Origin of the sequence: Nocardiopsis sp. CNR-923, assembly GCF_001942255.1 — a bacterium.
Classification (GTDB): domain Bacteria; phylum Actinomycetota; class Actinomycetes; order Streptosporangiales; family Streptosporangiaceae; genus Nocardiopsis.
Window position 1 is genome coordinate 59,975 of sequence record NZ_MKKC01000067.1, and the last position, 23,964, is coordinate 83,938.

Annotated in this window: 15 protein-coding genes, 4 tRNA genes and 4 pseudogenes; 14 read left to right on the forward strand and 9 right to left on the reverse strand. The window is 70.6% G+C overall.

Features of this window, described 5'->3' with window-relative positions; all coding sequences use genetic code 11:
- Nucleotides 1-52: 52 nt before the first annotated feature.
- The 3 genes from BJF83_RS07780 to BJF83_RS07790 all read right to left on the reverse strand — a co-directional run bounded on the left by BJF83_RS07780 (nucleotide 53) and on the right by BJF83_RS07790 (nucleotide 3,966).
- The gene (locus BJF83_RS07780) at nucleotides 53-2,047 is read right to left on the reverse strand and encodes an acetoacetate--CoA ligase (protein WP_075925760.1); all 1,995 of its coding nucleotides are present in this window, start codon (nucleotides 2,045-2,047) and stop codon (nucleotides 53-55) included.
- A 240-nt stretch (nucleotides 2,048-2,287) separates the two neighbouring features.
- Nucleotides 2,288-2,962: an HAD family hydrolase gene (locus BJF83_RS07785; RefSeq protein WP_075925761.1), complete on the reverse strand. Its 675-nt coding sequence runs from the start codon at nucleotides 2,960-2,962 to the stop codon at nucleotides 2,288-2,290.
- Nucleotides 2,963-3,246: 284 nt separating this feature from the next.
- Nucleotides 3,247-3,966, reverse strand: a complete 720-nt coding sequence (locus BJF83_RS07790; RefSeq protein WP_143831824.1) for a hypothetical protein — start codon at nucleotides 3,964-3,966, stop codon at nucleotides 3,247-3,249.
- A gap of 640 nt (nucleotides 3,967-4,606) precedes the next feature.
- Between BJF83_RS07790 and BJF83_RS07795 the strand changes: the two genes are divergently transcribed.
- Nucleotides 4,607-4,897, forward strand: coding sequence for a metal-sensitive transcriptional regulator (locus BJF83_RS07795; RefSeq protein WP_075925763.1), 291 nt, complete (start codon nucleotides 4,607-4,609; stop codon nucleotides 4,895-4,897).
- Between the two features lie 4 nt (nucleotides 4,898-4,901).
- On the opposite strand, the gene BJF83_RS07800 is transcribed toward BJF83_RS07795, so the two are convergent.
- Nucleotides 4,902-6,275, reverse strand: coding sequence for an NAD(P)/FAD-dependent oxidoreductase (locus tag BJF83_RS07800; RefSeq protein ID WP_075925764.1), 1,374 nt, complete (start codon nucleotides 6,273-6,275; stop codon nucleotides 4,902-4,904).
- Between the two features lie 266 nt (nucleotides 6,276-6,541).
- Between BJF83_RS07800 and BJF83_RS07805 the strand changes: the two genes are divergently transcribed.
- Nucleotides 6,542-6,961 carry a hypothetical protein gene (locus tag BJF83_RS07805; RefSeq protein ID WP_075925765.1) on the forward strand — a complete coding sequence of 140 codons (420 nt, stop codon included), beginning with the start codon at nucleotides 6,542-6,544 and terminating at the stop codon, nucleotides 6,959-6,961.
- Between the two features lie 82 nt (nucleotides 6,962-7,043).
- Nucleotides 7,044-8,081 carry an alpha/beta hydrolase gene (locus tag BJF83_RS07810; RefSeq protein WP_075925766.1) on the forward strand — a complete coding sequence of 346 codons (1,038 nt, stop codon included), beginning with the start codon at nucleotides 7,044-7,046 and terminating at the stop codon, nucleotides 8,079-8,081.
- Between the two features lie 60 nt (nucleotides 8,082-8,141).
- Here the strand turns inward: BJF83_RS07810 and BJF83_RS07815 are convergent.
- Nucleotides 8,142-9,613, reverse strand: a pseudogene (locus tag BJF83_RS07815) (catalase).
- A gap of 242 nt (nucleotides 9,614-9,855) precedes the next feature.
- Nucleotides 9,856-10,470, reverse strand: a complete 615-nt coding sequence (locus tag BJF83_RS07820; RefSeq protein WP_075925767.1) for a TetR/AcrR family transcriptional regulator — start codon at nucleotides 10,468-10,470, stop codon at nucleotides 9,856-9,858.
- A 134-nt stretch (nucleotides 10,471-10,604) separates the two neighbouring features.
- Between BJF83_RS07820 and BJF83_RS07825 the strand changes: the two genes are divergently transcribed.
- From BJF83_RS07825 to BJF83_RS27825, 5 genes and pseudogenes are all read left to right on the forward strand, one after another.
- Nucleotides 10,605-12,215 carry a carboxyl transferase domain-containing protein gene (locus BJF83_RS07825; protein ID WP_075925768.1) on the forward strand — a complete coding sequence of 537 codons (1,611 nt, stop codon included), beginning with the start codon at nucleotides 10,605-10,607 and terminating at the stop codon, nucleotides 12,213-12,215.
- Between the two features lie 88 nt (nucleotides 12,216-12,303).
- Nucleotides 12,304-14,323 (forward strand): annotated as a pseudogene (locus tag BJF83_RS07830) (acetyl/propionyl/methylcrotonyl-CoA carboxylase subunit alpha).
- Nucleotides 14,320-15,476 (forward strand): annotated as a pseudogene (locus BJF83_RS07835) (acyl-CoA dehydrogenase family protein). The pseudogenes BJF83_RS07830 and BJF83_RS07835 overlap by 4 nt, the downstream one beginning before the upstream one ends.
- Before the next feature lie 343 nt (nucleotides 15,477-15,819).
- Complete coding sequence (locus BJF83_RS07840; protein WP_075925769.1) at nucleotides 15,820-16,500, forward strand: hypothetical protein; 681 nt, start codon at nucleotides 15,820-15,822, stop codon at nucleotides 16,498-16,500.
- 111 nt (nucleotides 16,501-16,611) lie between these two features.
- Nucleotides 16,612-16,770 (forward strand): hypothetical protein, encoded by a 159-nt coding sequence (locus BJF83_RS27825; RefSeq protein ID WP_187347110.1) that lies wholly within the window; start codon nucleotides 16,612-16,614, stop codon nucleotides 16,768-16,770.
- Between the two features lie 204 nt (nucleotides 16,771-16,974).
- Here BJF83_RS27825 and thrS read toward each other — a convergent pair whose 3' ends face one another.
- Nucleotides 16,975-18,963: a threonine--tRNA ligase gene (gene thrS / locus BJF83_RS07845; RefSeq protein WP_075925770.1), complete on the reverse strand. Its 1,989-nt coding sequence runs from the start codon at nucleotides 18,961-18,963 to the stop codon at nucleotides 16,975-16,977.
- Between the two features lie 598 nt (nucleotides 18,964-19,561).
- Between thrS and BJF83_RS07850 the strand changes: the two genes are divergently transcribed.
- A complete protein-coding gene (locus BJF83_RS07850; RefSeq protein ID WP_187347111.1) occupies nucleotides 19,562-19,861 on the forward strand; it encodes a PGPGW domain-containing protein in 300 nt (99 codons plus the stop codon).
- Between the two features lie 101 nt (nucleotides 19,862-19,962).
- Here BJF83_RS07850 and BJF83_RS07855 read toward each other — a convergent pair.
- A tRNA-Val gene (locus BJF83_RS07855) sits at nucleotides 19,963-20,037 on the reverse strand.
- A 476-nt stretch (nucleotides 20,038-20,513) separates the two neighbouring features.
- Between BJF83_RS07855 and BJF83_RS07860 the strand changes: the two genes are divergently transcribed.
- Entirely contained in the window at nucleotides 20,514-20,936 is a 423-nt protein-coding gene (locus BJF83_RS07860) for an SsgA family sporulation/cell division regulator (protein ID WP_075925771.1), read from the forward strand.
- A 69-nt stretch (nucleotides 20,937-21,005) separates the two neighbouring features.
- On the opposite strand, the gene BJF83_RS07865 is transcribed toward BJF83_RS07860, so the two are convergent.
- On the reverse strand, nucleotides 21,006-21,848 hold the full coding sequence (locus BJF83_RS07865) for an aminotransferase class IV (RefSeq protein ID WP_075925772.1): 843 nt from the start codon (nucleotides 21,846-21,848) through the stop codon (nucleotides 21,006-21,008).
- A 390-nt stretch (nucleotides 21,849-22,238) separates the two neighbouring features.
- Between BJF83_RS07865 and BJF83_RS07870 the strand changes: the two are divergent.
- From BJF83_RS07870 to BJF83_RS07885, 4 genes and pseudogenes are all read left to right on the forward strand, one after another.
- Nucleotides 22,239-22,669 (forward strand): annotated as a pseudogene (locus BJF83_RS07870) (roadblock/LC7 domain-containing protein).
- Nucleotides 22,670-22,824: 155 nt separating this feature from the next.
- A tRNA-Gly gene (locus BJF83_RS07875) sits at nucleotides 22,825-22,897 on the forward strand.
- Nucleotides 22,898-22,943: 46 nt separating this feature from the next.
- Nucleotides 22,944-23,018: transfer RNA gene (locus tag BJF83_RS07880), tRNA-Cys, on the forward strand.
- 20 nt (nucleotides 23,019-23,038) lie between these two features.
- Nucleotides 23,039-23,115: transfer RNA gene (locus tag BJF83_RS07885), tRNA-Val, on the forward strand.
- The last annotated feature ends 849 nt before the right edge of the window (nucleotides 23,116-23,964 follow it).

Below are 23,964 nucleotides of genomic sequence, written 5' to 3' on the forward strand. Positions count from 1 at the left end.
CCCCAGTTGTTTCAGGCCCAACCCCACGGGCGCATCCGTGGGGTCGCGCGCGTCAGCCCTGATCGGACAGTCGGGTGAAGTAGTCGAGCGCTTCGGGATTGGCCAGGGAGTCCCGGCTCACCACACGTTCGGGACTCTCCCCCATCAGGATCCGCTTGACCGGAACCTCCAGGACCTTGCCTGACAGGGTACGGGGAACGGCGCTGATCGCGCGTACACGGTCGGGCACGTGTCGGGGCGAGCAGTCGGTGCGCACCCGCCGCGCGATCTGCGCGGGCAGGTCGCCCTCCAGATCGGCGTCGGGCCGCAGGACGGTGAACAGCTCGATCCTCGACGATCCGTCCTCCTGGGGCACGTCCACGACGAGCGCGTCGACGACCTCGTCGAGGGCGAGGACGGCTCGGTAGATCTCGCTGGTCCCCATGCGCACGCCGCCACGGTTGATGGTCGAGTCCGAGCGGCCGTAGATGATCGCGGTGCCCCGGTCGGTGATCTCGATCCAGTCGCCGTGCCGCCAGATCCCCGGGTACACGGAGAAGTAGCTGTCGCGGAGGCGCTCCCCGTCGGGGTCGCCCCAGAAGTACACCGGCATGGACGGCGCGGGCTGGGTGACCACCAGCTCACCCACCTCGCCGACGATCTCCTTTCCGTCCGGGTCCCAGGAGGCCACGGCCATGCCCAGGCCGCGGGACTGGATCTCGCCCTCGTAGACGGGCAGGGTGGGGGTTCCGCCCACCAGGCAGCTGCACACGTCCGTGCCACCGCTGGTGGAGAACAGCCAGAGGCCGTCGCCGAACTCGTCGTACACCCAGGAGAACGCCTCCGGGCTGAGCGGGGAGCCGGTGGAGCCGATCGCGCGCAGGGCGGACAGGTCGCGTCCCCGGCGCGGGTGCACGCCCTCCTTCATGCAGGAGGACAGGAAGCCCGCGCTGGTGCCGAGGATCGTGGTGCCCGCCCGCTCGGCCAGTTCCCAGAGCGTGTCGAGGCCGGGCGCGGCGGGGCTGCCGTCGTACAGGACGATGGAGGCCCTCGTCAGCAACACGCTGACCAGGAAGTTCCACATCATCCAGCCGGTGGTGGTGAACCAGAAGACCCGGTCGTCCTCACGCGCGTCGAGGTGGAGGTGGAGGTTCTTGAGCTGTTCGAGGAGGATGCCGCCGTGACCGTGGACGATGGCCTTGGGCAGCCCCGTGGTCCCGGAGGAGTAGAGCACCCAGAGGGGGTGGTCGAAGGGGACGGGGGCGAACTCCAACTCGGACGCGTCCCCCTCTTCCAGGGCGCTCCAGGGCTCGGTCCCCTCCAGTTCGGCCCCGGGGGTGAGGTAGTCGAGCAGCACGGTGTGCTCGACGGTGGGCAGGGCCTCGCGCAGCTCCGCGACGACGGGCCGCCGGTCGAAGTCCCTTCCTCCGTACCGGTAGCCGTCCACGGCCAGGAGGACCTTCGGCTCGATCTGCGCGAACCGGTCGATGACGCTCCGCACGCCGAAGTCGGGCGAGCACGACGACCACACCGCTCCGAGCGAGGCGACCGCGTAGAAGGCCGCGACGGTCTCGGGCAGATTGGGCAGGTAGGCGACCACCCGGTCGCCCGGCCCGACGCCGCGCTCCCGGAGTCCCGCGGCGATCGCCGCGGTGCGCCGGCGCAGATCGCCCCACGTCCACTCCCCCAGGGGGCGGAGCTCGGTGGCGTGGCGGATCGCGACCGCGCCGTCGTCCCGGCCCTCGAAGACGTGCCGGGCGTAGTTGAGGGTGACGCCGGGGAACCAGCGCGCGCCCGGCATGACCCGCTCGGGCAGGACGGTGTCGCGGGGGGTCTCGGACCGGACTCCGTAGTACTCCCAGATCGCCGCCCAGAAGCCTTCGATGTCGGTGACCGACCAGCGCCACAGTGCGTCGTAGTCGAACGACGCAGGGGCGGGCGTGCCCTCCCCGAAGGCGCGCACCCCCTTGTGTTCCGCGGCCCAGCGGGCGAACGCGACGATGTTCGAGGAGCCGACCGTGGCCTCGTCCGGCTCCCAGAGCACGCGGGGCACACTGCTCTCCGTCATTGGCCAGCCTTCCCAATCGCATGGCTGTGTGTGGATGTGAGACCCATATAACACCACCCTGTCCCGGCCGCCTCGCCCCGCCCTCGGTCTGAAGGCGGCGGGAACGCAGGTCACGCCGGACGTGCGCGCGATGTGGAGGGCGCACCCAGATGGGCCGGGCGGGGAGTGGGACCACCACGTTGACACGGACGGAGAGGACGTGTGACGGGATGACCCGACGTAACGGTGGGTGAGATCGGATCAGACCCCGCGCAGGACCGCGACGGCGGCGGCCGGGGAGTCGACCACCGGGGCTCCGGTCGCCTCCAGGCGCGCACGGGCCATGAGCCCGCTGGCGACGAGCAGCGCGTTGGCGCCCGCCTCCAGTGCGGCGCGCGCGTCGTCGTCGATGTCTCCGACGAGCACGACCTTGGCGGGGTCGATCCCCTGCTCGTCGAGGTGGCGGACGAGGTGCTCGGCCTTGGAGTCCTTCACGGTCGCGAACCTGCGTCCGTCGACCCGGGTGAAGTGCGCGCCGAGCCCGCGCTCGGCGACGAGCGGGACGAGGTGGCTGTGGGAGGCCATGGACAGCAGCGACTGGCTGCCGCCCGCGCCGGTCCAGTCGTGCAGCACGTCCGGCACGCCGTCGGCCAGCGCGCAGTCGGGCAGGTGTTCGAGGTAGTTGCGGTCGTAGAGCACCTCGGCCTCCTCCCACTCACCGTCCTCGAAGGGACGGCCCAGGAGGTCCTCGTAGCAGGGGATGAGGGGTCGCCGGAACACGGAGCGCCAGTACTCCATCTCCACCGGGGCCCGGCCGAACCGGGCGCACACGGCGTTCACCGCGGCGAGGTTGGCGTGGTTGTCGTCCAGGAGGGTGCCGTTCCAGTCCCAGACGATGTGGGTGATGTCGCGTCGGTCAAAAGTCGTCTCAGTCATTAGGGAGAACCTTATGAGCACCCGGACCGAATCGACATGCGTCGTTGGCCACGCCGCTGGTCAGACCGTGTCCGATGCCGTGTCGCGTTCCCCGCGACGCCGGGCCCGGAGCCGACGCCCGCGCCGGACCGCCCAGACCCCGGTCAGGGCGGCGATCATGCGTCTCCTTCGTGTCTCCATGACGGAGGGGGCGTGCCGTGGCACGCCCCCTCGTGACGCGGGTGTACACGTGTTGACGCGCGCGCGGCCCCGGGTTTCGCCCCGGGGACGCCGGGGCGATCCGGTCAGGCCCGGCGCCCGCGGGCCGCGAACAGCGCGGCGGCGCCGGTCGCGGCGACGACCAGACCGGCGACCACCAAGGCGGCGGTCCCGCCGCCGGTCAGAGCCAGACGATCGGCGAAACCGCCGCCGGAGGGGTCGACCGTGCTCTCGTCGACTCCGTTCTCCTCGGAGCCGGTGTCGCCGTTCAGTGCGGTGTCGACGTCGGAGTCGAACTCGAACTCCGGCTGACCGTCCTCGTGTGAGAGCCGGTAGCGCTGGTACGGCTCCTCCGTCGGCGACGGCTCCGGCGACGGCTCCGAGGTCGGGGTCGGGGTCGGGGCGGGCGACGGATCGAACGAGGAGCAGTCCATGGTCACGTCGCCCAGGACGAGGTCGAAGAGCGGCACCGTCTGTCCGAAGGGGTCCCCCGACTCGTCCAGCGGCTGGGCGGTGGCCGACAGGTCGAGTTCGGCGTGGCCATGGCTGCCCTTGGCCTCGTGGATCTGCTGGGTGCTCACGAGGACCCGGACGCCCGAGGTGCCGGTACCGTAGTCACCCGCGAAGTCGAGGGTGGTCGTCTGCGGCGCCCGGGACACCGGGACCGGCTGCCCCAGGACCGTCACGGACACCGCGCTCGTCAGGAAGACGGGGTCGTGCGGGAAGGTGCAGCTGGCACTGATCTTCCAGGTGACGATGTTCAGGACCGTGGTCATCGCGCCCGCACCGGGGGTTCCCTCGTTCACGACGACCTGGGCGGGGCCCGACGTTCCCACCGGGTGCGGAACCGACAACCGGGTGAACGCCCCGCCCGCCCGAGCGCGGGCGCTCGATGGGTCCAGGGTGGTCTCGACGGCGGTCGTGCCCGTCGCGGAGGGGACGTTCGGTGCGATGGTCGAGACCGGGGCCGTGGCGGTGTTCCAGTCCTGCGCGTCGTCGTCCCCGCTGACCTCGACCGGACCGCGGGCGCGAGACGGCCCCGGCTCCGTAGACCTCTGGATCCAACGTGAGCCGGGCCCACGTGCTCGACGCGTAGGGGGCTGCGGGCTGGGCCTCGGCGCCCCGCGCGTCGAACGCGGCTCCGACGACGATCACCCCGGACACCGTCAGCACGGACGCCACGGCCACGGCGCCTGTCCGGACCCTTCCCATCAGAGCACCACAAATCATATTCAATGCATCACCCTATGTAGTTACACCTGGCCAGACCGTCCAACGGTAGCCACCTGGCACACGTGACCCCCGGGGGCGAGGCGACGACACGCGCCAAGATCGTGCAAACTTCAAGGGTTCCCACCGGGGAACGCATGACCGGACCCACGTTGTTAAATACCACGTGGGGGTATGATGATCGCAGCTGGACAGGGACGACACGGAAACGGCGACATGGCGGCAACGCACGGGTACAGCAACGACAAGCAGAGTCACATCAACCGACTGCGCCGCATCGAGGGTCAGATCCGCGGCCTCCAGCGCATGGTCGAGGACGACCAGTACTGCATCGACATCCTGACCCAGACCTCGGCGGTCAACAAGGCGCTCCGTTCCTTCGCCCTGGCCATGCTCGACGAGCACCTCAAGCACTGTGTCGCCCACGCCGTGGCCAACGGCGGCGACGAGGCCGACGAGAAGGTCCGCGAGGCCTCCGACGCGATCGCCCGCCTCGTCCGTTCCTGACCCCTCAGTCGCCGTAGCGGGCGCGCAGGTTCTCCATCAGCCGGGCGCCCTCCTTGCGGGAGCCCTCCGCGTCCAGGTAATCCACCGCCTCCTTGTCCACGAACGACGACGGCCTGCCGTCGTCGGCGAAGCCCAACCGTGAGACCTCGCCCCCGGTGAGCGCGCGGATCGCCCAGTTGGCCACGATCCTCGCCCGAGCCGGGGCGGACGGCACCGCCGCCAGGTGGTAGCCCCTGGTGGCCGCCAGCGCGGGCAGACCGCTCAGGTCGAACCTGAGCACCCGGGCCAGCGCCTCCCTGCCGCTCAGGTCCACGACCAGGCCCATGTCGCGGTGTCGGAACTCCTTCAGCGGCCGTCCCAGGATGGAGGCGACCACGTTGTCGGCCACGGTGACCGCCTGTCGGCTCGCGTACTGGGCGGTCGGGGGGCAGTAGCAGTCCGTTCCGGCCGCCAGGTCGGGTGCGGCCACCGCGTCGCCGAGCGCGAACACGTCGCCCAACCCCGGGACGCGCAGGTCGGCGCCGACCTCCAGCCGTCCGCGCTGGGTCGGCTTGTCGAGGGTCCGCATGAGCGGGCTCGGCGCGACGCCCGCCGTCCAGATGAGCGTGCGGCAGGGCAGGACGCGACCGTCGGTCAGGACCACCTTGTCGGGTCCGACCTCCCGGACGCTCACCTTGAGCTTGACCTCGATCCCCATGCCGCGCAGCATGTCGAGCGCCTTGCGGCCGAGCCGCTCGCCCAGCTCGGGCAGGACCGCGGGCGCGATGTCGACGAGGTGCCAGTGGATCGCGGAACGCAGTTCGGGGTAACGGCGGGCCGCCTCCTCGGTGAGCCGCAGCAGCGAGGCCGCGGTCTCCACGCCGGTGTAGCCGCCCCCCACCACGATGAACCGGCACCGTTCCTCGCGCTCGATCGGGTCGCGGCTGTCGTTGGCCAGTTCCAGCTGGGCGAGGACGTGGTCACGCAGGAGCACGGCCTCGGCGAGGGTCTTGGCCCCGTAGGCGTGTTCGCTCAGCCCGGGGATGTCGAAGGAGCGGGTGAGGCCGCCCGGCGCCAGGACGAGTCGGTCGTAGGGGCAGGGCGTGAGCTCCCCGCTCGAACGCCGCACGACGACGGTCCTGTCACGGGTGTCGATCCCCACCGCGTGACCTGGGACGAGTCTGGTGTCGCGGGTGAGCCGGTGCACCGACACCGCGACCGACTGGGGTGTGAGCAGTCCGGACGCCACCTGCGGCAACAGCGGGCTGTAGAGCATGTAGTCGTGCGGTGCGACGAGGGCGATGTCGGCCATCCCCCTCGGAATCCGACGTTCGAGGTGGCGCAGGGTGTGGATCCCGCCGAAACCCGCTCCGACCACCACGATGCGAGGCCGAGACATCTGCTCACCGTTCCTTCTTCGCGTCCGGTCGCCAGCGAACGCGGGCGTACCCGTCCGGGGGTGCGCGTACGGCACCGCGACGACTTCCCACACGAGAGGTTTGCGTGACTTTGGCGGACGTTGTCCGCAGACGTGAAAGACATACGAGTGCTTCAGAGGCACGTAACTCAATCATGACCGCACAAGACGGACACTTGATGACTGTGTGTGTCAATGCTGATACGGAATGCGTTGCCACGTGAAACCGAAAGGAGCAGGGAACGCCTATGCGTGCGTTCACGAAGATCGCCGCCGCCTCGGCGCTCACCGCGGGACTGACCGCGGTCGGGGCCGCAAGCGCCCTCGCACAGCCTCCGGACGACCCGGTGGAGACCGTGGAGGAGGTCGCTGAGGAAGTGACCGAGAGCGTGGAGGAAGCGACCGGTGGCCTCCCCGACCTGCCGCCCGAGGCCACGGCACTGCTGGAGGACCCGGCAGTCGTCGAGCTCCTGTCCGACCCAGCCGTGGTCGAGCTGCTGGGCGACCCTGACGCGCTGGCGATCATCGACCGGCTGCTCGCGACGAACGACCCGCTCGGGACCCTCCAGGCGGTCGACCTCGCCGCCCTCGAAGGTTCGTCCGGGACGATCCAGGGGGTCACCGACCCCGTCGGGGGCGTCACCCACCCGGTCGGCGACCGGATCTAGGCCGCGACCCGACACCTCCCCGGGGCGACCGCGCCGGGGGGCGTCGCACGACACCGACGACATCTCCACGGGGGACACAGCGATGCCAGACAAGAGAATCGTGCTCGAAAGCGCCGCACGCGAGTTCGCGGACGCCCACCACCGGGAACCGTACATCGAGCAGCTTCCGGTGAACGAGGGCCGCGAGGTCCTGGAACAGGAACAGAGCGGCTACGGAGTGATGAAACCCGACGTCGTCTCCGAATGGGCCACGATCTCGGGCGGCCCGACCGGCCAGGTGTCGGTCCGCATCATCCGGCCGGAGGGCGCCGGCGGCGTGCTTCCCGTGGTCCTGTACCTCCACGGTTTCGGGTGGGTCTACGGCAGCTCCCGCACCCACGACCGCCTCGTACGGGAGCTGGCCACCCGCACCGGGGCCACGGTGGCCTTCCCGGAGTACGACCGCTCTCCCGAGGCGAAGTACCCGGTCGCGATCGAGCAGATCTACACCGTCGCGCGATGGGTGACGCGCCACGGCGCCGACAAGGGCCTGGACGCCCAGCGGATCGCCGTGTGCGGCGACGGCGTGGGCGGCAACATGGCGACCGCGCTGGCCCTCATGGCCAAGGAGCGCGGCGACGTGCGCCTCCGAGGGCAGGCGCTGTTCTACCCGGTGACCGACGCCGACTTCGACCGCGACTCCTACCGCGAGTTCGCCACCGGCTACCTGCTGACCCGCCACCAGATGATGTGGTTCTGGGACCAGTACACCCAGGACCCGGAGCAGCGCGCCGAGATCACCGCGTCACCGCTGCGCGCGTCGGTCGACCAGCTGCGCGACCTGCCGCCCGCGCTGGTCATCACCACCGAGGCGAACGTGCTGCGGGACGAGGGCGAGGCCTACGCCGACAGGCTGCGCGAGGCTGGGGTCCCGGTGACGGCGGTGCGCTTCCAGGGCATGATCCAGGACTTCATGATGGTGGACGCCCTGCGCGACACCCGGGCCAACCGGGGGGCGCTCGTGCTCGCCGCGCACTTCCTCGGCGAGGTTCTGGAGACCACGGCCGCCGTGCCGCGGCAGCGCGCCGAGGGCCGCCAGGCGGCGCCCTCGGCCGGGGCGGGACGACCGAAGGGGTCCTGACACCCGCGACACGGGGCCGTGGGGATCGCGTTCCCCACGGCCCCGTCCGTGTGCACCGGCTCAGCCGCCGTTGAGCTCGGCCGCGACCCGCTCACCGATGTCGGAGTCGATGTCGCGCCAGTACTTCACGCCCGTGAGAGCACGCCCTGGTCGGTGACCGAGGACATGTGCCCGGCGATGTTGGACACCAGACGGTCGCGCGCCGCGTCGTCCATGACGTCGTTGATGAGCGCCCGGGGCTGGACGAAGTCGTCGTCCGCACGGTGCCTGGTGTAGGCCTCGCGCACGAGTTCGCCCGCCTCGACCCGCCAACCCGTCGGGTCCGCTCCGGACTGATCCGCGCCCTCGGGACCACCGAAGGAGTTCGGGTGGTAGACCGCTCCGGTGCCAGGCGGGTAGAACCGCATCCGCCCGTCCTTGGAGTAGGACCGCACCGGCACCCGCGGACGGTTGGGCGGGAGCTCGTCGTAGTTGACGCCGATCCGGTAGCGGTGCGTGTCGGGGTAGGAGAACAACCGGGCGAGCAGCATCTTGTCCGGTGACGGACCGACTCCGGGCACCAGGTTGGACGGCTCGAAGGCGGCCTGCTCGACGTGGATGTGGTAGTTCTCCGGGTTCTCGTTCAGCGTCATCCGACCGACCTCGATCAGCGGGTAGTCGCCGTGCGGCCACACCTTGGTCAGGTCGAAGGGGTTGAAGCGGTAGTCCGCCGCGTCCTCCAACGGCATGATCTGCACCTTCAGCGTCCACGACGGGTGGTCGCCGCGCTCGATCGCGTGGTACAGGTCGCGCCGGTAGAAGTCGGCGTCGGTCCCGGCGATCCGGTCTGCGTCGGCCTGGGAGAGGAAGTCGGCGCCCTGGTCGGTGACGAAGTGGTACTTGACCCACACCCGTCTGCCCTCGGCGTTGACCCACATGTAGGTGTGCGAACTGTAGCCGTTCATGCGGCGGAAGTTCTTCGGGATGCCCCGGTCGCCCATGAGCCAGGTCACCTGGTGCGCGGACTCCGGGGACAGCGACCAGTAGTCCCACTGCATCGTGTTGTCGCGCAGGCCGGTGCGCGGGTCCCGCTTCTGGGAGCGGATGAAGTCCTGGAACTTCTGGGGGTCGCGCATGAAGAACACCGGGGTGTTGTTGCCGACCATGTCGTAGTTGCCCTCGCGGGTGTAGAACTTCAGCGCGAACCCGCGCGGATCCCGCCAGGTGTCGGGGCTGCCGAGCTCACCGGCCACGCTGGAGAAGCGGGCGAGCATCGGCGTCTGCGTGCCGGGCTGGAACACGGCCGCCCTGGTGTACTCGCTGACGTCGGCCGTCACCCGGAAGAATCCGTAGGCCCCGCTGCCCTTGGCGTGCACCACCCGCTCCGGGACGCGCTCCCGGTTGAAGTGCGCCATCTTCTCGATCAGGTACGCGTCGTGCAGGACCAACGGCCCGTCCCGGCCCACGCTCAGCGAGTGTTCGTCGCTGGCCACGGGCGTGCCCGCGTTGGTGGTGGTGACCGGATCGCCGCTTCGTCCAGGTCCCTCGACCATGGATCTCTCCCCCTCGTCCACGCTCTCGCGCCCCCGAGGACCCGTGCTCCGGGGGCGTCTCAGGCGCTGCCTACCCGGAGACCGGTCAAGCTACGTCGACGTCCTCCTAATACTGGGAGAACCAGGATCGCGACCGCCCCCGACAGAACGCCGGCACACGCCACAGGGCGTGTGCCGGTCGCCGCTTCACCGACGTCTTCGCCGGGCCTGCGCAAGCCGACGCGGCACTGGGCCCACGCGTGCTAACGCGCGGACGCGGGGGCGGGAGCCGTCTCGGGCAGCGGGGGCTCGGGCACGGTGAGCGCGGCCGAGCCCATGGCCAGCAGCAGCTCCGCCATCCGGTCGCGCGGAAGGTCGCCCCGGCTGTGCGGGGTCGAGTTGAGCAGACCGAAGGCGGCGTGGACCGCGGCGCGCAGGGTGACCCGCGACGCCGCGGGGCGCAGGGCGGCCAGGACGTCGACCCACGTCTCCACGTAGCCGCGTTGCAGTCGGCGCACGCGGCGGCGGTCCGCGTCGGTGAGGTTGCCCAGTTCCCGGTCGTGGACGGTGATGAGGGCGGGTTCGTCCAAGGCGAACGCGATATGGCCGCGTAGCAGCAGCTCCAAAGCCTCCTCGGGGCCGGAGGCCCGCGCGACGAGCTCGGCGCCGCGGTGGGCCAGCCGTTCGCTGATGTCGACGAGGACCTCCCCGAGCAGGGCCTCCTTGCCCGGAAAGTGCCGGTACAGCGCTGGTCCGCTGGTGCCCACGGCCCGGCCGAGCTCGTCGATGGTCACGCCGCGGTAGCCGCGCGCGGCGAAGAGTTCGGCCGCCGCGCCCAGGATCGCGGTCCGGCGTTCGATCGTCGGCTTCGGCCCCATCCACCCCGCCTCTCGTCGACGTCGGGGCGGCGCGCCGCCCCGGCTCTGGACACCTATGTTAGTAGTTATTAACATCACGAGTGTTAGTGAGCATTAACATCCCTCCACGAGAGGACACCATGAGCAGGGCATCCGTGCTCGGCTCGGCGGTCGACACCGCCGGGCCCGCGTTCGCCGCCAACGACGCGGCGAACCGCGCCCTTGCCCAGGAGCTGCGGGAGCGGATCGCCACCGCGGCCCTGGGCGGCCCCGACAAGACCCGCGCCCGCCACGTCGAACGCGGCAAACTCCTGCCGCGCGACCGGGTCGACCTCCTCCTCGACCCCGGCTCCCCGTTCCTGGAGATCGCCCCGCTGGCGGCCTACGGGCTCTACGGGAAGGACGGACAGGACGCCCCCGGAGCCGGCATGATCGCGGGGGTCGGCCGGGTCGCCGGGCGTCCCGTGGTCGTGGTCGCCAACGACGCCACGGTCAAGGGCGGCAGCTACTACCCCATGACGGTGAAGAAGCACCTGCGCGCACAGGAGGTGGCACTGCACAACCGGCTGCCGTGCCTCTACCTCGCCGACTCCGGCGGCGCGTTCCTGCCCATGCAGGACGAAGTGTTCCCCGACCGCGAGCACTTCGGGCGGATCTTCTACAACCAGGCCACCATGTCCAGGCTCGGCATCCCGCAGATCGCGGCCGTGCTCGGCTCGTGCACCGCCGGGGGCGCCTACGTCCCCGCGATGAGCGACGAGGCGGTCATCGTCCGCGAGCAGGGGACGATCTTCCTCGGCGGCCCGCCCCTGGTGAAGGCCGCCACCGGGGAGGTCGTCACGGCCGAGGAGCTTGGCGGGGGCGACCTGCACTCGCGGGTCTCCGGCGTCACCGACCACCTCGCCGACGACGACGCGCACGCCCTCACCCTCGTGCGGCGCGTCGCCGACACCCTGGGCCCGCCTGAGCCCCCGGCGTGGGAGACGCGCGATCCGCGCCCGCCCGCGCTGGACCCGCAGGAGCTGTACGGGGTGGTCCCGTCCGACACCCGCACCCCCTACGACGTGCGCGAGGTCATCGGCAGGATCGTCGACGGCAGCGAGTTCACCGAGTTCAAGGCGGAGTACGGCACGACCCTGGTCACGGGGTTCGCGCACCTGCACGGACACCCCGTCGGCATCGTGGCCAACAACGGCATCCTGTTCGCCGAATCGGCGCTCAAGGGCGCGCACTTCATCGAACTGTGCGACCGACGCGGCATCCCCCTGGTCTTCCTCCAGAACATCTCCGGGTTCATGGTCGGCCGCGACTACGAGGCGGGCGGCATCGCCAAGCACGGCGCGAAGATGGTCACCGCCGTGGCCTGCGCGCGCGTCCCGAAGTTCACCGTGGTCATCGGCGGCTCGTTCGGCGCGGGCAACTACAGCATGTGCGGTCGGGCCTACTCGCCCCGCTTCCTGTGGATGTGGCCGAACGCCCGGATCTCCGTGATGGGCGGCGAACAGGCCGCGTCCGTGCTCTCCACCGTGCGCCGCGACCAGTTGACCGCGCGCGGCGAGGAGTGGTCCGCCGAGGACGAGGAGGCGTTCAAGGCGCCCGTCCGCGACCAGTACGAGGAGCAGGGCAGCCCCTACTACTCCACCGCGCGCCTGTGGGACGACGGTGTCATCGACCCCGCCGACACCCGTGAGGTGCTCGCCATGGCCCTGTCCGCCGCCCGCCACGCGCCTTTGGAGCCGGTGGGCTACGGCGTCTTCCGGATGTGAGGAAACCGTGACCACGACCTCTGTACCGATCGTTCTCGTCGCCAACCGGGGCGAGATCGCCCTGCGGATCCTGCGCACGTTGAGACGGATGGGGATCGGGTCGCGTCGGTGTACACCGACGCCGACGCCGACGCGCCGCACACCCTGGCCGCCGACCAGGCCCTCCGGGTCGACGGCTACCTGGACGCCCCCGCGATCGTCGCCGCCGCGCTGGAGTCCGGAGCGACGATGGTCCACCCCGCTACGGATTCCTGTCGGAGAACGCCGACTTCGCCCGAGCCTGCGCGGACGCGGGCCTGGTGTTCGTCGGGCCGCCCGCCGAAGCGATCGAGGCAATGGGCGACAAGATCCGCGCCAAGGACACCGTGGCCGCGGCCGGGGTGCCCGTCCTGGGCGGGTTCACCGAGAAACCCGGACGCCCGATGTCCGACGACGAACTGTTCGTGGCCGCCGAGTCCACCGGCTACCCGCTGCTCATCAAGCCCTCCGCGGGCGGAGGCGGCAAGGGGATGCGGGCGGTCCACTCCCCCGGCACGCTGCTGGCCGACGCCGCGGCCGCCCGCCGGGAGGCGCTGGCGTCGTTCGGGGACGCCACACTGCTCGTCGAACGCCTCGTCCAGCGCCCCCGGCACATCGAGGTCCAGGTCCTGGCCGACGGCCACGGAACCGTCGTCCACCTGGGTGAACGCGAGTGCAGTCTGCAACGCCGCCACCAGAAGGTGGTCGAGGAGGCGCCCTCGCCGCTGCTGACCGGCACCCAGCGCGAGCGCATGGGCCGGGCCGCGGTCGCCGCCGCGGAGGCGTGCGGGTACGTGGGCGCGGGGACGGTCGAGTTCATCGCCGAGGTCGGCGACGACGGCGAACTGTCCTTCTCGTTCCTGGAGATGAACACCCGCCTCCAGGTGGAGCACCCGGTCACCGAGGAGGTCGTGACGGTCGGCGGCGCGCGCGGCGTCGACCTCGTCGAACTGCAGGTGCGCGTGGCCCTGGGCGACCCGCTCCCGTTCGGCCAGGACGACGTGGGCTTCGAGGGGCACGCGGTGGAGGCGCGGATCTACGCCGAGGACGCCGACCGGGGCTTCCTGCCCAGTGGCGGGCCGATCCTGGCCCTGTCCGAACCCTCCGGGCTCGGGGTTCGGGTGGACTCGGGGATCGCCGAGGGCGGATCGGTGACCTCAGCCTTCGACCCCATGCTCGCCAAGGTGGTCACGTGGGGGCCCGACCGCGCCGAGGCGCTGCGCCGGATGGACGCGGCCCTTTCCGGATACCTGCTGCTCGGCTGCGTCACCAACACCGCCTACCTGCGGCGCCTGCTGCGGCACCCGCGCGTGGTCGCCGGCGATCTGAGCACCGACCTGATCGCGTCCACCCCGCCCGAGCCCGCGCCGGAACGCGTGCCGGAGGAGGTGTACGCGGCCGCCGCCCTGGACCACCAACTGGACCTGGAGCCCCACGCGACCGCAGACCGGTTCGCCGTCCCCGACGGGTGGCGGATGGGCGGCCCCGCCTGGACGCGGTGGCGGCTGCGCGCGCCGCGGCACGACTCGGCCGTCGTGTACGTGCGCCGTGTGGCTCCCGGGTCGTTCGAGGTTCGCGTGGAGTCGGAGGGCGACGGCGGGCCGGGAGCGGGTTCCGTCGCCGCCCGTGCGCGCCGCTCGCCGGACGGCAGACGGCTGACCGTGACCCACGCGGGACGGGTGCGTACCTATACGCGCGCCCACGACCCGGCGACCGCTCACCGCTGGCTGGGCGCCGACGGCGTCGCGTGGACACTCCACGAGGAGCCCGTGGCCGACGCCCTGCGCGACGACGAGTCGGCCGCAGACGGCACCGTGCGCAGCCCGATGCCGGGGACGGTGCTCGCCGTGCCCGTCGAGGTGGGTCAGCGCGTCGCCGCGGGCACGCCGCTGGCCGTCGTCGAGGCCATGAAGATGGAGCACTCCGTGCCCTCCCCGATCGACGGGACCGTCACCGACGTGGCGGTCCGCCCGGGCGCGTCCGTACCGATGGACGCCGTCCTGGTCACCGTCGAACCCGACGGGTCGGGGGCCACAACCGCCGACCCGTCCGATCCCGCCCCCGCCACCTGCGAGGAGACCACACGATGAACCGCCATGAGCTGTCGACCGAGCACGAGGACCTGCGGGTCGCCGTCGAGGAGTTCGCCCGCAGCGAGGTCGCGCCCGTCATCGGCGACTTCTACGAGCGGGACGCCTTCCCGTACGAGATCATCGCCAAGATGGGGCGGATGGGGCTGTTCGGTCTGCCGTTCCCCGAGGAGTACGGGGGCATGGGCGGGGACTACTTCGCCCTGTGCCTGGCCCTGGAGGAGCTGGCCCGCGTGGACTCGTCGGTGGCCATCACGCTGGAGGCGGGGGTGTCACTGGGTGCGATGCCGATCTTCCGGTTCGGCACCGAGGAGCAGCGCAAGACCTACCTGCCGAAGCTGTGCGCGGGCGAGGCGCTGGGCGCGTTCGGGCTGACCGAGCCGGATGGGGGCTCCGACGCGGGCGCGACCAAGACCACGGCGCGGCTGGAGGACGGGGAGTGGGTGATCAACGGGACCAAGTCGTTCATCACCAACTCCGGGACCGACATCACGGCGCTGGTGACGGTGACGGCGGTGACGGGTCGGCGCGACAACGGCAAGCCGGAGATCTCGACCATCCTGGTGCCCGCCGGGACACCGGGGTTCGCGGTGGGGCAGAAGTATTCGAAGGTGGGGTGGAACGCCTCCGACACCAACGAACTGGTGTTCGAGGAGTGCCGGGTGCCGAGGCCAACCTCGTGGGCGAGCGCGGGCGCGGGTACGCGCAGTTCCTGAGGATCCTCGACGAGGGACGGATCGCCATCGCGGCCCTGTCGGTGGGGCTGGCCCAGGGATGCGTGGACGAGAGCGTGCGCTACGCCCACGAGCGGAGCGCGTTCGGGCACCGCATCGGGGAGTACCAGGCGATCCAGTTCAAGATCGCGGAGATGCAGGCGCGGGCGCACACGGCGCGGCTGGCCTACTACGACGCCGCGTCGCGGATGCTGGCGGGCGCGCCGTTCAAGAAGGAGGCGGCGATCGCCAAGCTGGTGGCCTCCAACGCGGCGATGGACAACGCGCGCGACGCCACGCAGGTGTTCGGCGGGTACGGGTTCATGAACGAGTTCCCGGTGGGGCGGTTCTACCGCGACGCCAAGATCCTGGAGATCGGCGAGGGCACCAGCGAGGTGCAGAAGATGCTCATCGCCCGCGAACTGGGGCTTCCGGGCTGATCCGGACGCGGTCCGACCCCCGGGAGAGCGTTCCCGGGGGTCTGTTCCGTCGATGTTACGTTCGGATGATCCGGGGGCCGGAACCGTTCGTCCACCGCGTACGGAGGTCGAGGTCGTCCGCCTGGGACACGCTCGGGCCGAGCGCGTCCCGTGGCCGGTTCCGGTCAGAGGGAACGCCCGGGGGCGAGGTCCCGAGCGGAAGGGGTGACAAGCCCCCGCAATCGACACAGAATGGACCCGAACAGCCCGAGGGGACCGACCGGCCCCATGCCCGGCCCGCGTCCAGCGGCCCCCGCCACGGGTACGAGGTCGTCCCACGTTCCCCAGCCGGAGGAGACACCGGATGGAAGGCGCTCTGTCGCTGGTCGCACTGGTGGCCGTCGTGGTGTCGGCCGGAGTGATCACGGTCGCCGCGCATTTCCGCATGGACCGTGCGACCGCGCTGCGGGCATGGGCGCACGCGAACGGATGGCACTACACCGACCACCATCCGCGCCCGTTGGAGGACACGGTGCTGCCCCGGGCCGTCCACGGCCAGCACGCACGGTCCCAGCACGTGCTCACCGGACGGCGCGGAGCCCACCTGGTGACCGCGTTCGAGCACTCGCACACGGCGACGGCGGCCGACCGGCGGGGAAACGGCCGCTCCCGGCTCACCTACCGGATCGTGGCCGTTCGCACGCCGGGGCCCAACGCCGAACTGGAGATCCGTCGACGCGTGGAACTCCGGCCCGCGACCGGGGACGGCGTCGAACCCGTCGACACCGTGTTCGACGCCGCCTTCCAGACCACGGGCAGCGACGCGACCTTCACCCACGCGGTGCTCGACCAGGCCACCCGGAGGTGGCTGCTGGCGGACTCACGGTCCCGTTCCCTCCCCGTGCGGTTCTCCGGCGACCACGTCCTGACCTGGGCGCCCATGCGGCTTGACCCTGCGCGGGCCCTCACCGCCGCCGACTACCTCATCGAACTCGTTGACCGCGTTCCCTCGACGGCGTGGAACGGACGCACGACCGGCCGCTGACCCGCACCGGACCGCGACACAGACGTGTGCACGTGGGCGGGAACACGCCGTTCCGTGTGTGAAGACGGGATAAAATTCAACGTGCCCCAATGCACAAGGAGTGCCACCCTCATGAGCGACCCCAACGCCACGCACCGCATCTCCCGTGCGGAACTCTTCCGGGACGACGACGAGGACCAGACCGCGCCGGACCCCAACGCCACCCACCAGATCTCGCGCGAGGAACTGTTCCGCGACGGCGAGCCGTCGGCGCCCCGGACCGATCGCTAGGATCTCCGCCCGTCCCGGGCGAAGCGGACGGCGAAGCGCCGGAAAACCTCGCGCACGATTCCCTCGGGCACGATTCCCTCGGGAACTCATACCCGTGCCGACGCGTGTGACCGACCGGTCTCCCGGGCCCCGTCCGAAAGAGGCGACCGCCCACCCGGATCGGTCCGGGTGGGCGGTCACGGCGCGATCGGCGGCTCACCCGCGTCACCGATCTCCCTGGTGGCGCTCGCGCACGGCCGCCACGATCTCGGCGACCGCCTCGTCGACCGGCACACCGTTGTTCTGCGACCCGTCTCGGTAACGGAAGGACACCGCGTTCTTGCTGATGTCCTCGTCCCCGGCCAGCAGCATGAACGGCACCTTCTGCTTCTGGGCGTTGCGGATCTTCTTCTGCATCCGGTCGTCGCTGGCGTCCACCTCGACCCGGATACCCTCCGCCCGCAGCTTGGCCTCCACCTCGCGCAGATACGGGACGTGCTCGTCGGCGATCGGGATGCCGACCGCCTGGACCGGCGCCAGCCAGGCCGGGAAGGCGCCCGCGTAGTGCTCCAGCAGCACGGCGAAGAACCGCTCGATCGAGCCGAACAGAGCGCGGTGGATCATCACCGGGCGCTGACGGGTGCCGTCCGCCGCGGTGTACTCCAGGTCGAAGCGCTCGGGCAGGTTGAAGTCCAGCTGGAGGGTGGACATCTGCCAGGTCCGGCCGATGGCGTCCTTGGCCTGCACGGAGATCTTCGGGCCGTAGAACGCGGCGCCGCCCGGGTCCATGACCAGTTCCAGGCCCTGCTTCTCGGCGGCCTGGCGCAGAGTGTCGGTGGCCTCGGCCCAGACGTGGTCGTCGCCGATGAACTTCTCCGGGTCCTTGGTGGACAGCTCCAGGTGGAAGTCGTCGAGGCCGTAGTCGCGCAGCAGGTCCAGCACGAAGGTCAGCAGCGAGTCGAGCTCGTCCGCCATCTGCTCCTTGGTGCAGTAGATGTGGGCGTCGTCCTGGGTGAAACCCCGGGCGCGAGTGAGACCGTGCACCACACCGGACTTCTCGTACCGGTAGACGGTCCCGAACTCGAACAGGCGCAGCGGCAGCTCGCGGTAGGAGCGCCCGCGCGCGTCGAAGATCAGGTTGTGCATCGGGCAGTTCATCGGCTTGAGGTAGTAGTCCTGGCCGCCGTCGAGCTGCATGGGGGGGTACATGCCGTCCGCGTACCAGTCCAGGTGCCCCGACTTCTCGAACAGGGCGCTCTTGGTGGCGTGCGGCGAGTAGACGAACTCGTAGCCGCCACGCTCGTGCCGCTGGCGCGAGTAGTCCTCCATCACCCGGCGGATGACCCCGCCCTTGGGGTGGAAGACCGCCAGGCCCGACCCGATCTCGTCGGGGATGGAGAACAGGTCCAGCTCGGCCCCGAGCCTGCGGTGGTCGCGCTTCTCCGCCTCCTCCAGGAAGGTCAGGTACGCCTTGAGCGCGTCCTTGGACTCCCACGCTGTGCCGTACACCCGCTGGAGTTGGGGGTTGGTCTCCTTGCCCCGCCAGTAGGCGGCGGCGGTGCGCATGAGCTTGAACGCCGGGATGACCCGGGTGGTGGGCAGGTGCGGCCCACGGCACAGGTCCTTCCAGCACTGCTCCCCCGTGCGCGGGTGGATGTTGTCGTAGACGGTGAGTTCACCCGAGCCGACCTCGACGCCCGCGCCCTCGGCGGCCTGGGCCGCGTCGCTGCCCTTGATGTCGATCAGTTCGAGTTTGTAGGGCTCGTTGGCCAGTTCCGCGCGGGCCTCCTCGTCGGAGACGACCCGGCGGTCGAAGCGCTGACCCTGCTTGACGATCTGCTGCATCCTCTTCTCGATGCTCCGCAGATCGGCCGGGGTGAAGGGCTCGGCGACGTCGAAGTCGTAGTAGAAGCCGTTCTCCACGGGCGGGCCGATGCCCAGCTTGGCCTCGGGGAAGAGCTCCTGGACCGCTTGGGCGAGGACGTGCGCCGTGGAGTGGCGCAGGATCGCCCGCCCGTCCTCGGAGTCGATGGCGACCGGCTCGACCACGTCGCCGTCGGCCAACTCCCGGGTGAGGTCGCGCGGCTCGCCGTTGACCATGGCCGCGATGACCGTCCTGCCGTCGGCCTCCAGGGCCTCCCCCGCCGTGGTCGCGACCGCCACCGCACGCTGGGTTCCGGCGACGGTGATGTGCAGCTCAGGCGCGGCGGGCACGGTGACTCCTAGGAATACGCGGTCGGTGGTCTGCGCCGGCGCACCTCGTGGGGGCGGCCAGGCGTTTCGCGTCCGATGGTATCGGCTCCGCGTGGGCGGCGCTTCGCGTCGTCCACAGGCGGACGGGGGTTCTGGCGGCGTTCCGCACGTGGTGGCAGGGTGGGCTTCGGACCGCGGGGCGCCCTCGGCGGCGGCAGAAAGCACCGGCCCCATCCCCGTCCGCGAGCGCGGACGGGGGGATTCGGGCGCATGGTTTCGGATACCGGCGACCACGCCCGGACGCACCAGCACGAAGGTGGAGGAAGGAGCCCAATGACCGATCCTCACCGAATCTGTCATGGATCGTCACGATATTCCCGGGGCCCGTGACGAGCCTCCCGTGGAGCATTGATCAAGTCCCCGAGATCGGTGACAATCAGCTGACACCCGATCGCCGTCCTCGCCCGACCCGAATCCGCCACTCACTCCGACCGAATACTGTGAGCGCATGTCACCGAGCCCTTCCCAAGGTCCGCCGGCCCCGGAGACATCTTCCATCCCCGCTCGAGTTCGCCGATGGCGGCGACTGCGGGCGCGGTTCCGGCTCTTCCGGCGGCACATGCACGCCCACCCGGCCCTCCACCTGTCCTGGCGCGTCGTCGTCACCACGGTCGGCGTCGTGGTCATCGTCGCCGGGCTGGCCATGATGGTGGCCCCGGGGCCGGGAGCCGCCTCGGTCATCCTCGGCCTGTTCATTCTCAGCACCGAGTTCCACTGGGCCCACCGTCTGCTGCGTCCGGCCCGCACGTGGTTCCGCCGCGCCGAGCGGTACGGCAACCGCGTCAGGGAGGAGCTGCTGCGCCGTCTGCGCGCCCGCCGCGCGCTCAGGAAGGGCCTGGCCTCCCCGGAGCCCGACTAGCCGCCACGCGCGCGGTGACGGTCAAGGCGTGAGGTACAAGAGACGGTCACACAAAAGAAGGGGCCGACCCCGTCTGACACGGAGCCGACCCCTTCGGCGCGTGGGCGATACTGGACTCGAACCAGTGACCTCGTCGGTGTGAACGACGCGCTCTGAACCAACTGAGCTAATCGCCCTGAGCCGCTGCCCTGCCCGCCCTGTCGGCCGGACAAGAAAGACTTTAGCGCATCCTCGGGGGTGGTCGCCCCACGCGCCCGGACGCCCGCCCCGGCGGCACTGTGTGACGGAGGCCACATTCGAGTCCCGACGTGTGCTCGACGCTGGTACGACGCGGCGCGGATCCCCGCCCCGGGAAGGAGATCCCGCCCCCGCGGAACCCACGGGGACACCCATCTCATTACCCTGACGTGACGTGGGCCACCCGACATTGGGAAATCTTTGGTTTCCCCTGGTCATTACAGTGACGAAGGATCGGGCAGCCGCCATGCGGCACGCTGGTCCCGCAGAGCGGACAGCGCGGCCTCCGGTCCCACCCGACCAAGAAAGTCTCCGTACTCTCGTCATAGTCCGCGGACGGCCGCGTTGGAGCGAGTGAGACGGCAACCGACCCGCGCCGCAACAGCAGGGCCGGACGAGAAAAGGTTTGGCGAACATGAACAGTAGCGACACCACTGCCACCGCCGAGCTGGGCCTGCGGCTCGTGGTCCCCGAACGCACCTCGGTGCCCCTGGTCGCGCGACTCGACTACAGCGCGAACGACCCGTACGCGATCCGGGTGGCCTTCCACACCGGCGAGGACGACCCCGTCGAGTGGATCTTCGCCCGCGAACTCCTCACCGTCGGCATCGTGCGCCCGGTGGGCGAGGGCGACGTCCGGGTGTGGCCCTCCAAGGACGACAGCGGGGACCGAACCGTGAGCATCTCGCTGTCCTCCCCCTTCGGGCAGGCCGAGTTCGACACCCAGGTCTCGCCGCTGGCCGAGTTCCTCCACCGGACCTACGAGATCGTGCCCGCCGGCCAGGAGCCCACCTTCGTGGACCTGGACGAGGAGATCCAGCGGCACCTGAGCTCCTGACCCTCCGCACCCCATACGACTGGGGGGACGGCGCACCAGCGCCGTCCCCCCAGTCGTGCGCGAGGCCCCTCAGGGGTCGATGTCGGCCGCGGCGCGCTCCAGGAACGCCGAGCGCGCCTTCGTGGTGACCGGTCCGGGCCCACTGGAGATCTGGCGTCCGTCGACGCGCAGGATCGCCTGGACGTCGCGCCCGGTGGACGTCAGGAAGGCCTCGGAGACGTCGGGGAGTCGGTCCATGGGAACATCCTCCTCCTCGCCGCCGAACCACTCCAGGACGAGTTCGCGCGTGATTCCCGCCAGGGGACCGGCGGACAGCGGCGGGGTGATCAGCCTGCCGTCCAGGACCACGAAGACGTTGCTGCCGGTGCCCTCGCACAGGTTGCCGCTCACGTTGCGGAAGACGGCCTCGGATGCGCCCCTCTCCCTGGCGTGCGCGAGCGCGCGCACGTTGTCGGCGTAGGAGGTGGTCTTCAGCCCCGTCAGGGCGCCGCACTCGTTGCGCGGCCAAGGCGCGAGCGCGACGTCCGTGGTGGGCTCGATCGCGGGGAACGGGCCGACCGCGACGATCGCCGTCTGCTCACCCGCGACGCGGTCCGAGCCCAGCGGCCCGGTCCCGTCGGTGACGGTGATCCGTACCCGGGCGTCGACGACCTCGGAGTTGGCCGCCAGCGCCCGGCCCACACCGTCCGCGATCAGGTCCAGGTCCGGCTCGGCCAGACCCAGGCCCACCGCCGAGCGGCCCAGCCTGCGCAGGTGGCGGGTGAGCGCGAAGGGGCGCCCCTCCCTGGCGCGGACGGTCTCGAAGACGCCGTCGCCCACCGTGATCCCGTGGTCGAACACGGGGATGAGCGCCTCACGATCGTCCACGACCGCGCCGGGGCCGTACCCGGCACCCGCGATCCACACCTTCATCCCTACCCCCTAGCCTCGTGCGCCCGAGCGGGCGGTGCCACACCGTCGATCCTGCCACTCCCGTCCGACCTGCGGAGCGGGCGCCACCGCCCTCCGTACCCGCGCGGGCCGCGCGTTGGCAAGCCCCGTGTCCGGCACCGGCCGCCGGTCCGCTTTCGAAACCGCCGCACACGCACCATCGCCACTGGTCATAGGTACCGGTTCACCGCTCCGGCCCACCCTGGTCACGGCCCTGGGTCCAGACAGATAAGTTACGAATGACTATCATCTGGGCAACGCTTATGCGGGACTGGCGCACGCTGTCCAACGCCATCCCCGCCGGGCACGCCAGCCGCGCCCCGCGCGCGAGTCCCCGTCACGCCCGACCGACTGACAGAGCAAAAGAGAGCCATGACCCCACCGAGCACTGCACGTGGAGAACTCAGCTGGCTGCTGGACGATCTCCTCACCCGCGCCTCCGGTACGCAGCACGCGATCGTCCTGTCCACCGACGGACTCCTCATGGCCACCTCCAGTGGGCTGGATCGTCCGGCGGCGGAACACCTGTCCGCGATCGCTCGGGGCTGCACAGCCTCGCGGGCGGGGCGAGCAAGCAGTTCTCCGCCGGCGGGATCCGCCAGAGCATCATCGAGATGGACCGCGCCTTCCTCTTCGTGGCCGCGGCGGGCGAGGGAGCCTGCATGGCGTTGATGTCGGACGCCGACAGCGATGTCGGCCTCATCGCCTACGAGATGAACAAGGTGATCGAGAGGGTCGGCCTGTACCTCTCGGCGCCGCCGCGACCGGACATGCCGTCCACGCCCGCGCACGTGGAGAAGTGAAGTAGGAAGCGCCGCCGCGCGGGCGGGACGGGGGCAGGAGTCCTGCCGCGGCGGGGCGTGAGACGCCTGGAGATCATTGATTTCGCGCTCGGACGGGAATCCGCTAGAGTTCTTCTCGCAGCGAGCGGGGCGGCCGGGCCGCGAGAGCTCGCCGCGCGGACGTGGCTCAGTTGGTAGAGCATCACCTTGCCAAGGTGAGGGTCGCGGGTTCGAATCCCGTCGTCCGCTCGGAGAGGCCCGCACGGGTCGGAGTCAGGCCCTCGTGCCCTTCCTTGCCGGAGTGTCCGAGTGGTTGAGGTAAGGGACTGCAAATCCCTGCACACGGGTTCGATTCCCGTCTCCGGCTCCATGGCCTCATCCCCCAGATGAGGGCGGTTAGCTCAGTTGGTTAGAGCGCTACCTTGACACGGTAGAGGTCACAGGTTCGAATCCTGTATCGCCCACCAGCATCACCGCAGGTCAGAGAGGTTTTCTGACTGGTCGGCGAAGACCGATCACCCCAGGTTGGGAGACATCTGGGAGATCGGCTTCCAAGCGGGCTCCTCCGGGAGCCCGTTCTCGTTGTGTCCACGGTAGTGCTCTTCGAGCTCCGGCACCAGAGCGAAGAGCGTTTCCCGTTCCTACCGGGTGAGGGCCGCCACACTCCGGGCCCACCGGGCTTCGAGCACGCTCAGTACACGCCACTTCATCTCCGGGGTCACGTGCTCGTAGACCCGAGCCATCCCCGGCACCATGTGACCCAGCCGGTGATGGTGTCCCGTCGAGTGGTGTAGTGTTTCCGGCCCTGCCCCAACGGATGTGCATCGGCGGCATCCGCCAGTTCGACGCATCTCCAACTCCAGCGGCGCGTCCACCCCGGCCGGCGGGGTCGAGGCCGCGCGGTGGCGGTTCGGCTGCGGCCACCTATCGAGATGACCTGCAAGAACGCGGCCGCGCGAGAGTTACACCACTCCAAGGGACACCATCCCGAACACCTGGCGCCCGGTCCATCCCCGCGTCTGCGGGGCTCACCTGAACTGGGAAAATAAGAAAACCACACCCCTCGGTCCATCCCCGCGTCTGCGGGGCTCACGTCGGCGACCTGCTCGGCGGCCGCGCTGGCGGCGGTCCATCCCCGCGTCTGCGGGGCTCACGACGCATCGCCCCTGGATCACCCGCACCGGGCGGTCCATCCCCGCGCTGCGGGGCTCACTTTGGGCAAGGAAGAAATTCCGAACCTGCGGCCGGTCCATCCCCGCGTCCTGCGGGGCTCACCCCGTGGTACGTGGGTGTTGCGTGCCCGCGCCAGCGGTCCA

What these genes read in the sequence shown, in the direction of transcription:
- BJF83_RS07780 (WP_075925760.1), bottom strand. Translation starts at nt 2,047, where the DNA reads ATGACGGAGAGCAGTGTGCCCCGCGTGCTCTGGGAGCCGGACGAGGCC.
- BJF83_RS07785 (WP_075925761.1), bottom strand. Translation starts at nt 2,962, where the DNA reads ATGACTGAGACGACTTTTGACCGACGCGACATCACCCACATCGTCTGG.
- BJF83_RS07795 (WP_075925763.1), top strand. Translation starts at nt 4,607, where the DNA reads ATGGCGGCAACGCACGGGTACAGCAACGACAAGCAGAGTCACATCAAC.
- BJF83_RS07800 (WP_075925764.1), bottom strand. Translation starts at nt 6,275, where the DNA reads ATGTCTCGGCCTCGCATCGTGGTGGTCGGAGCGGGTTTCGGCGGGATC.
- BJF83_RS07805 (WP_075925765.1), top strand. Translation starts at nt 6,542, where the DNA reads ATGCGTGCGTTCACGAAGATCGCCGCCGCCTCGGCGCTCACCGCGGGA.
- BJF83_RS07810 (WP_075925766.1), top strand. Translation starts at nt 7,044, where the DNA reads ATGCCAGACAAGAGAATCGTGCTCGAAAGCGCCGCACGCGAGTTCGCG.
- BJF83_RS07820 (WP_075925767.1), bottom strand. Translation starts at nt 10,470, where the DNA reads ATGGGGCCGAAGCCGACGATCGAACGCCGGACCGCGATCCTGGGCGCG.
- BJF83_RS07840 (WP_075925769.1), top strand. Translation starts at nt 15,820, where the DNA reads ATGGAAGGCGCTCTGTCGCTGGTCGCACTGGTGGCCGTCGTGGTGTCG.
- BJF83_RS27825 (WP_187347110.1), top strand. Translation starts at nt 16,612, where the DNA reads ATGAGCGACCCCAACGCCACGCACCGCATCTCCCGTGCGGAACTCTTC.
- BJF83_RS07850 (WP_187347111.1), top strand. Translation starts at nt 19,562, where the DNA reads ATGCACGCCCACCCGGCCCTCCACCTGTCCTGGCGCGTCGTCGTCACC.
- BJF83_RS07860 (WP_075925771.1), top strand. Translation starts at nt 20,514, where the DNA reads ATGAACAGTAGCGACACCACTGCCACCGCCGAGCTGGGCCTGCGGCTC.
- BJF83_RS07865 (WP_075925772.1), bottom strand. Translation starts at nt 21,848, where the DNA reads ATGAAGGTGTGGATCGCGGGTGCCGGGTACGGCCCCGGCGCGGTCGTG.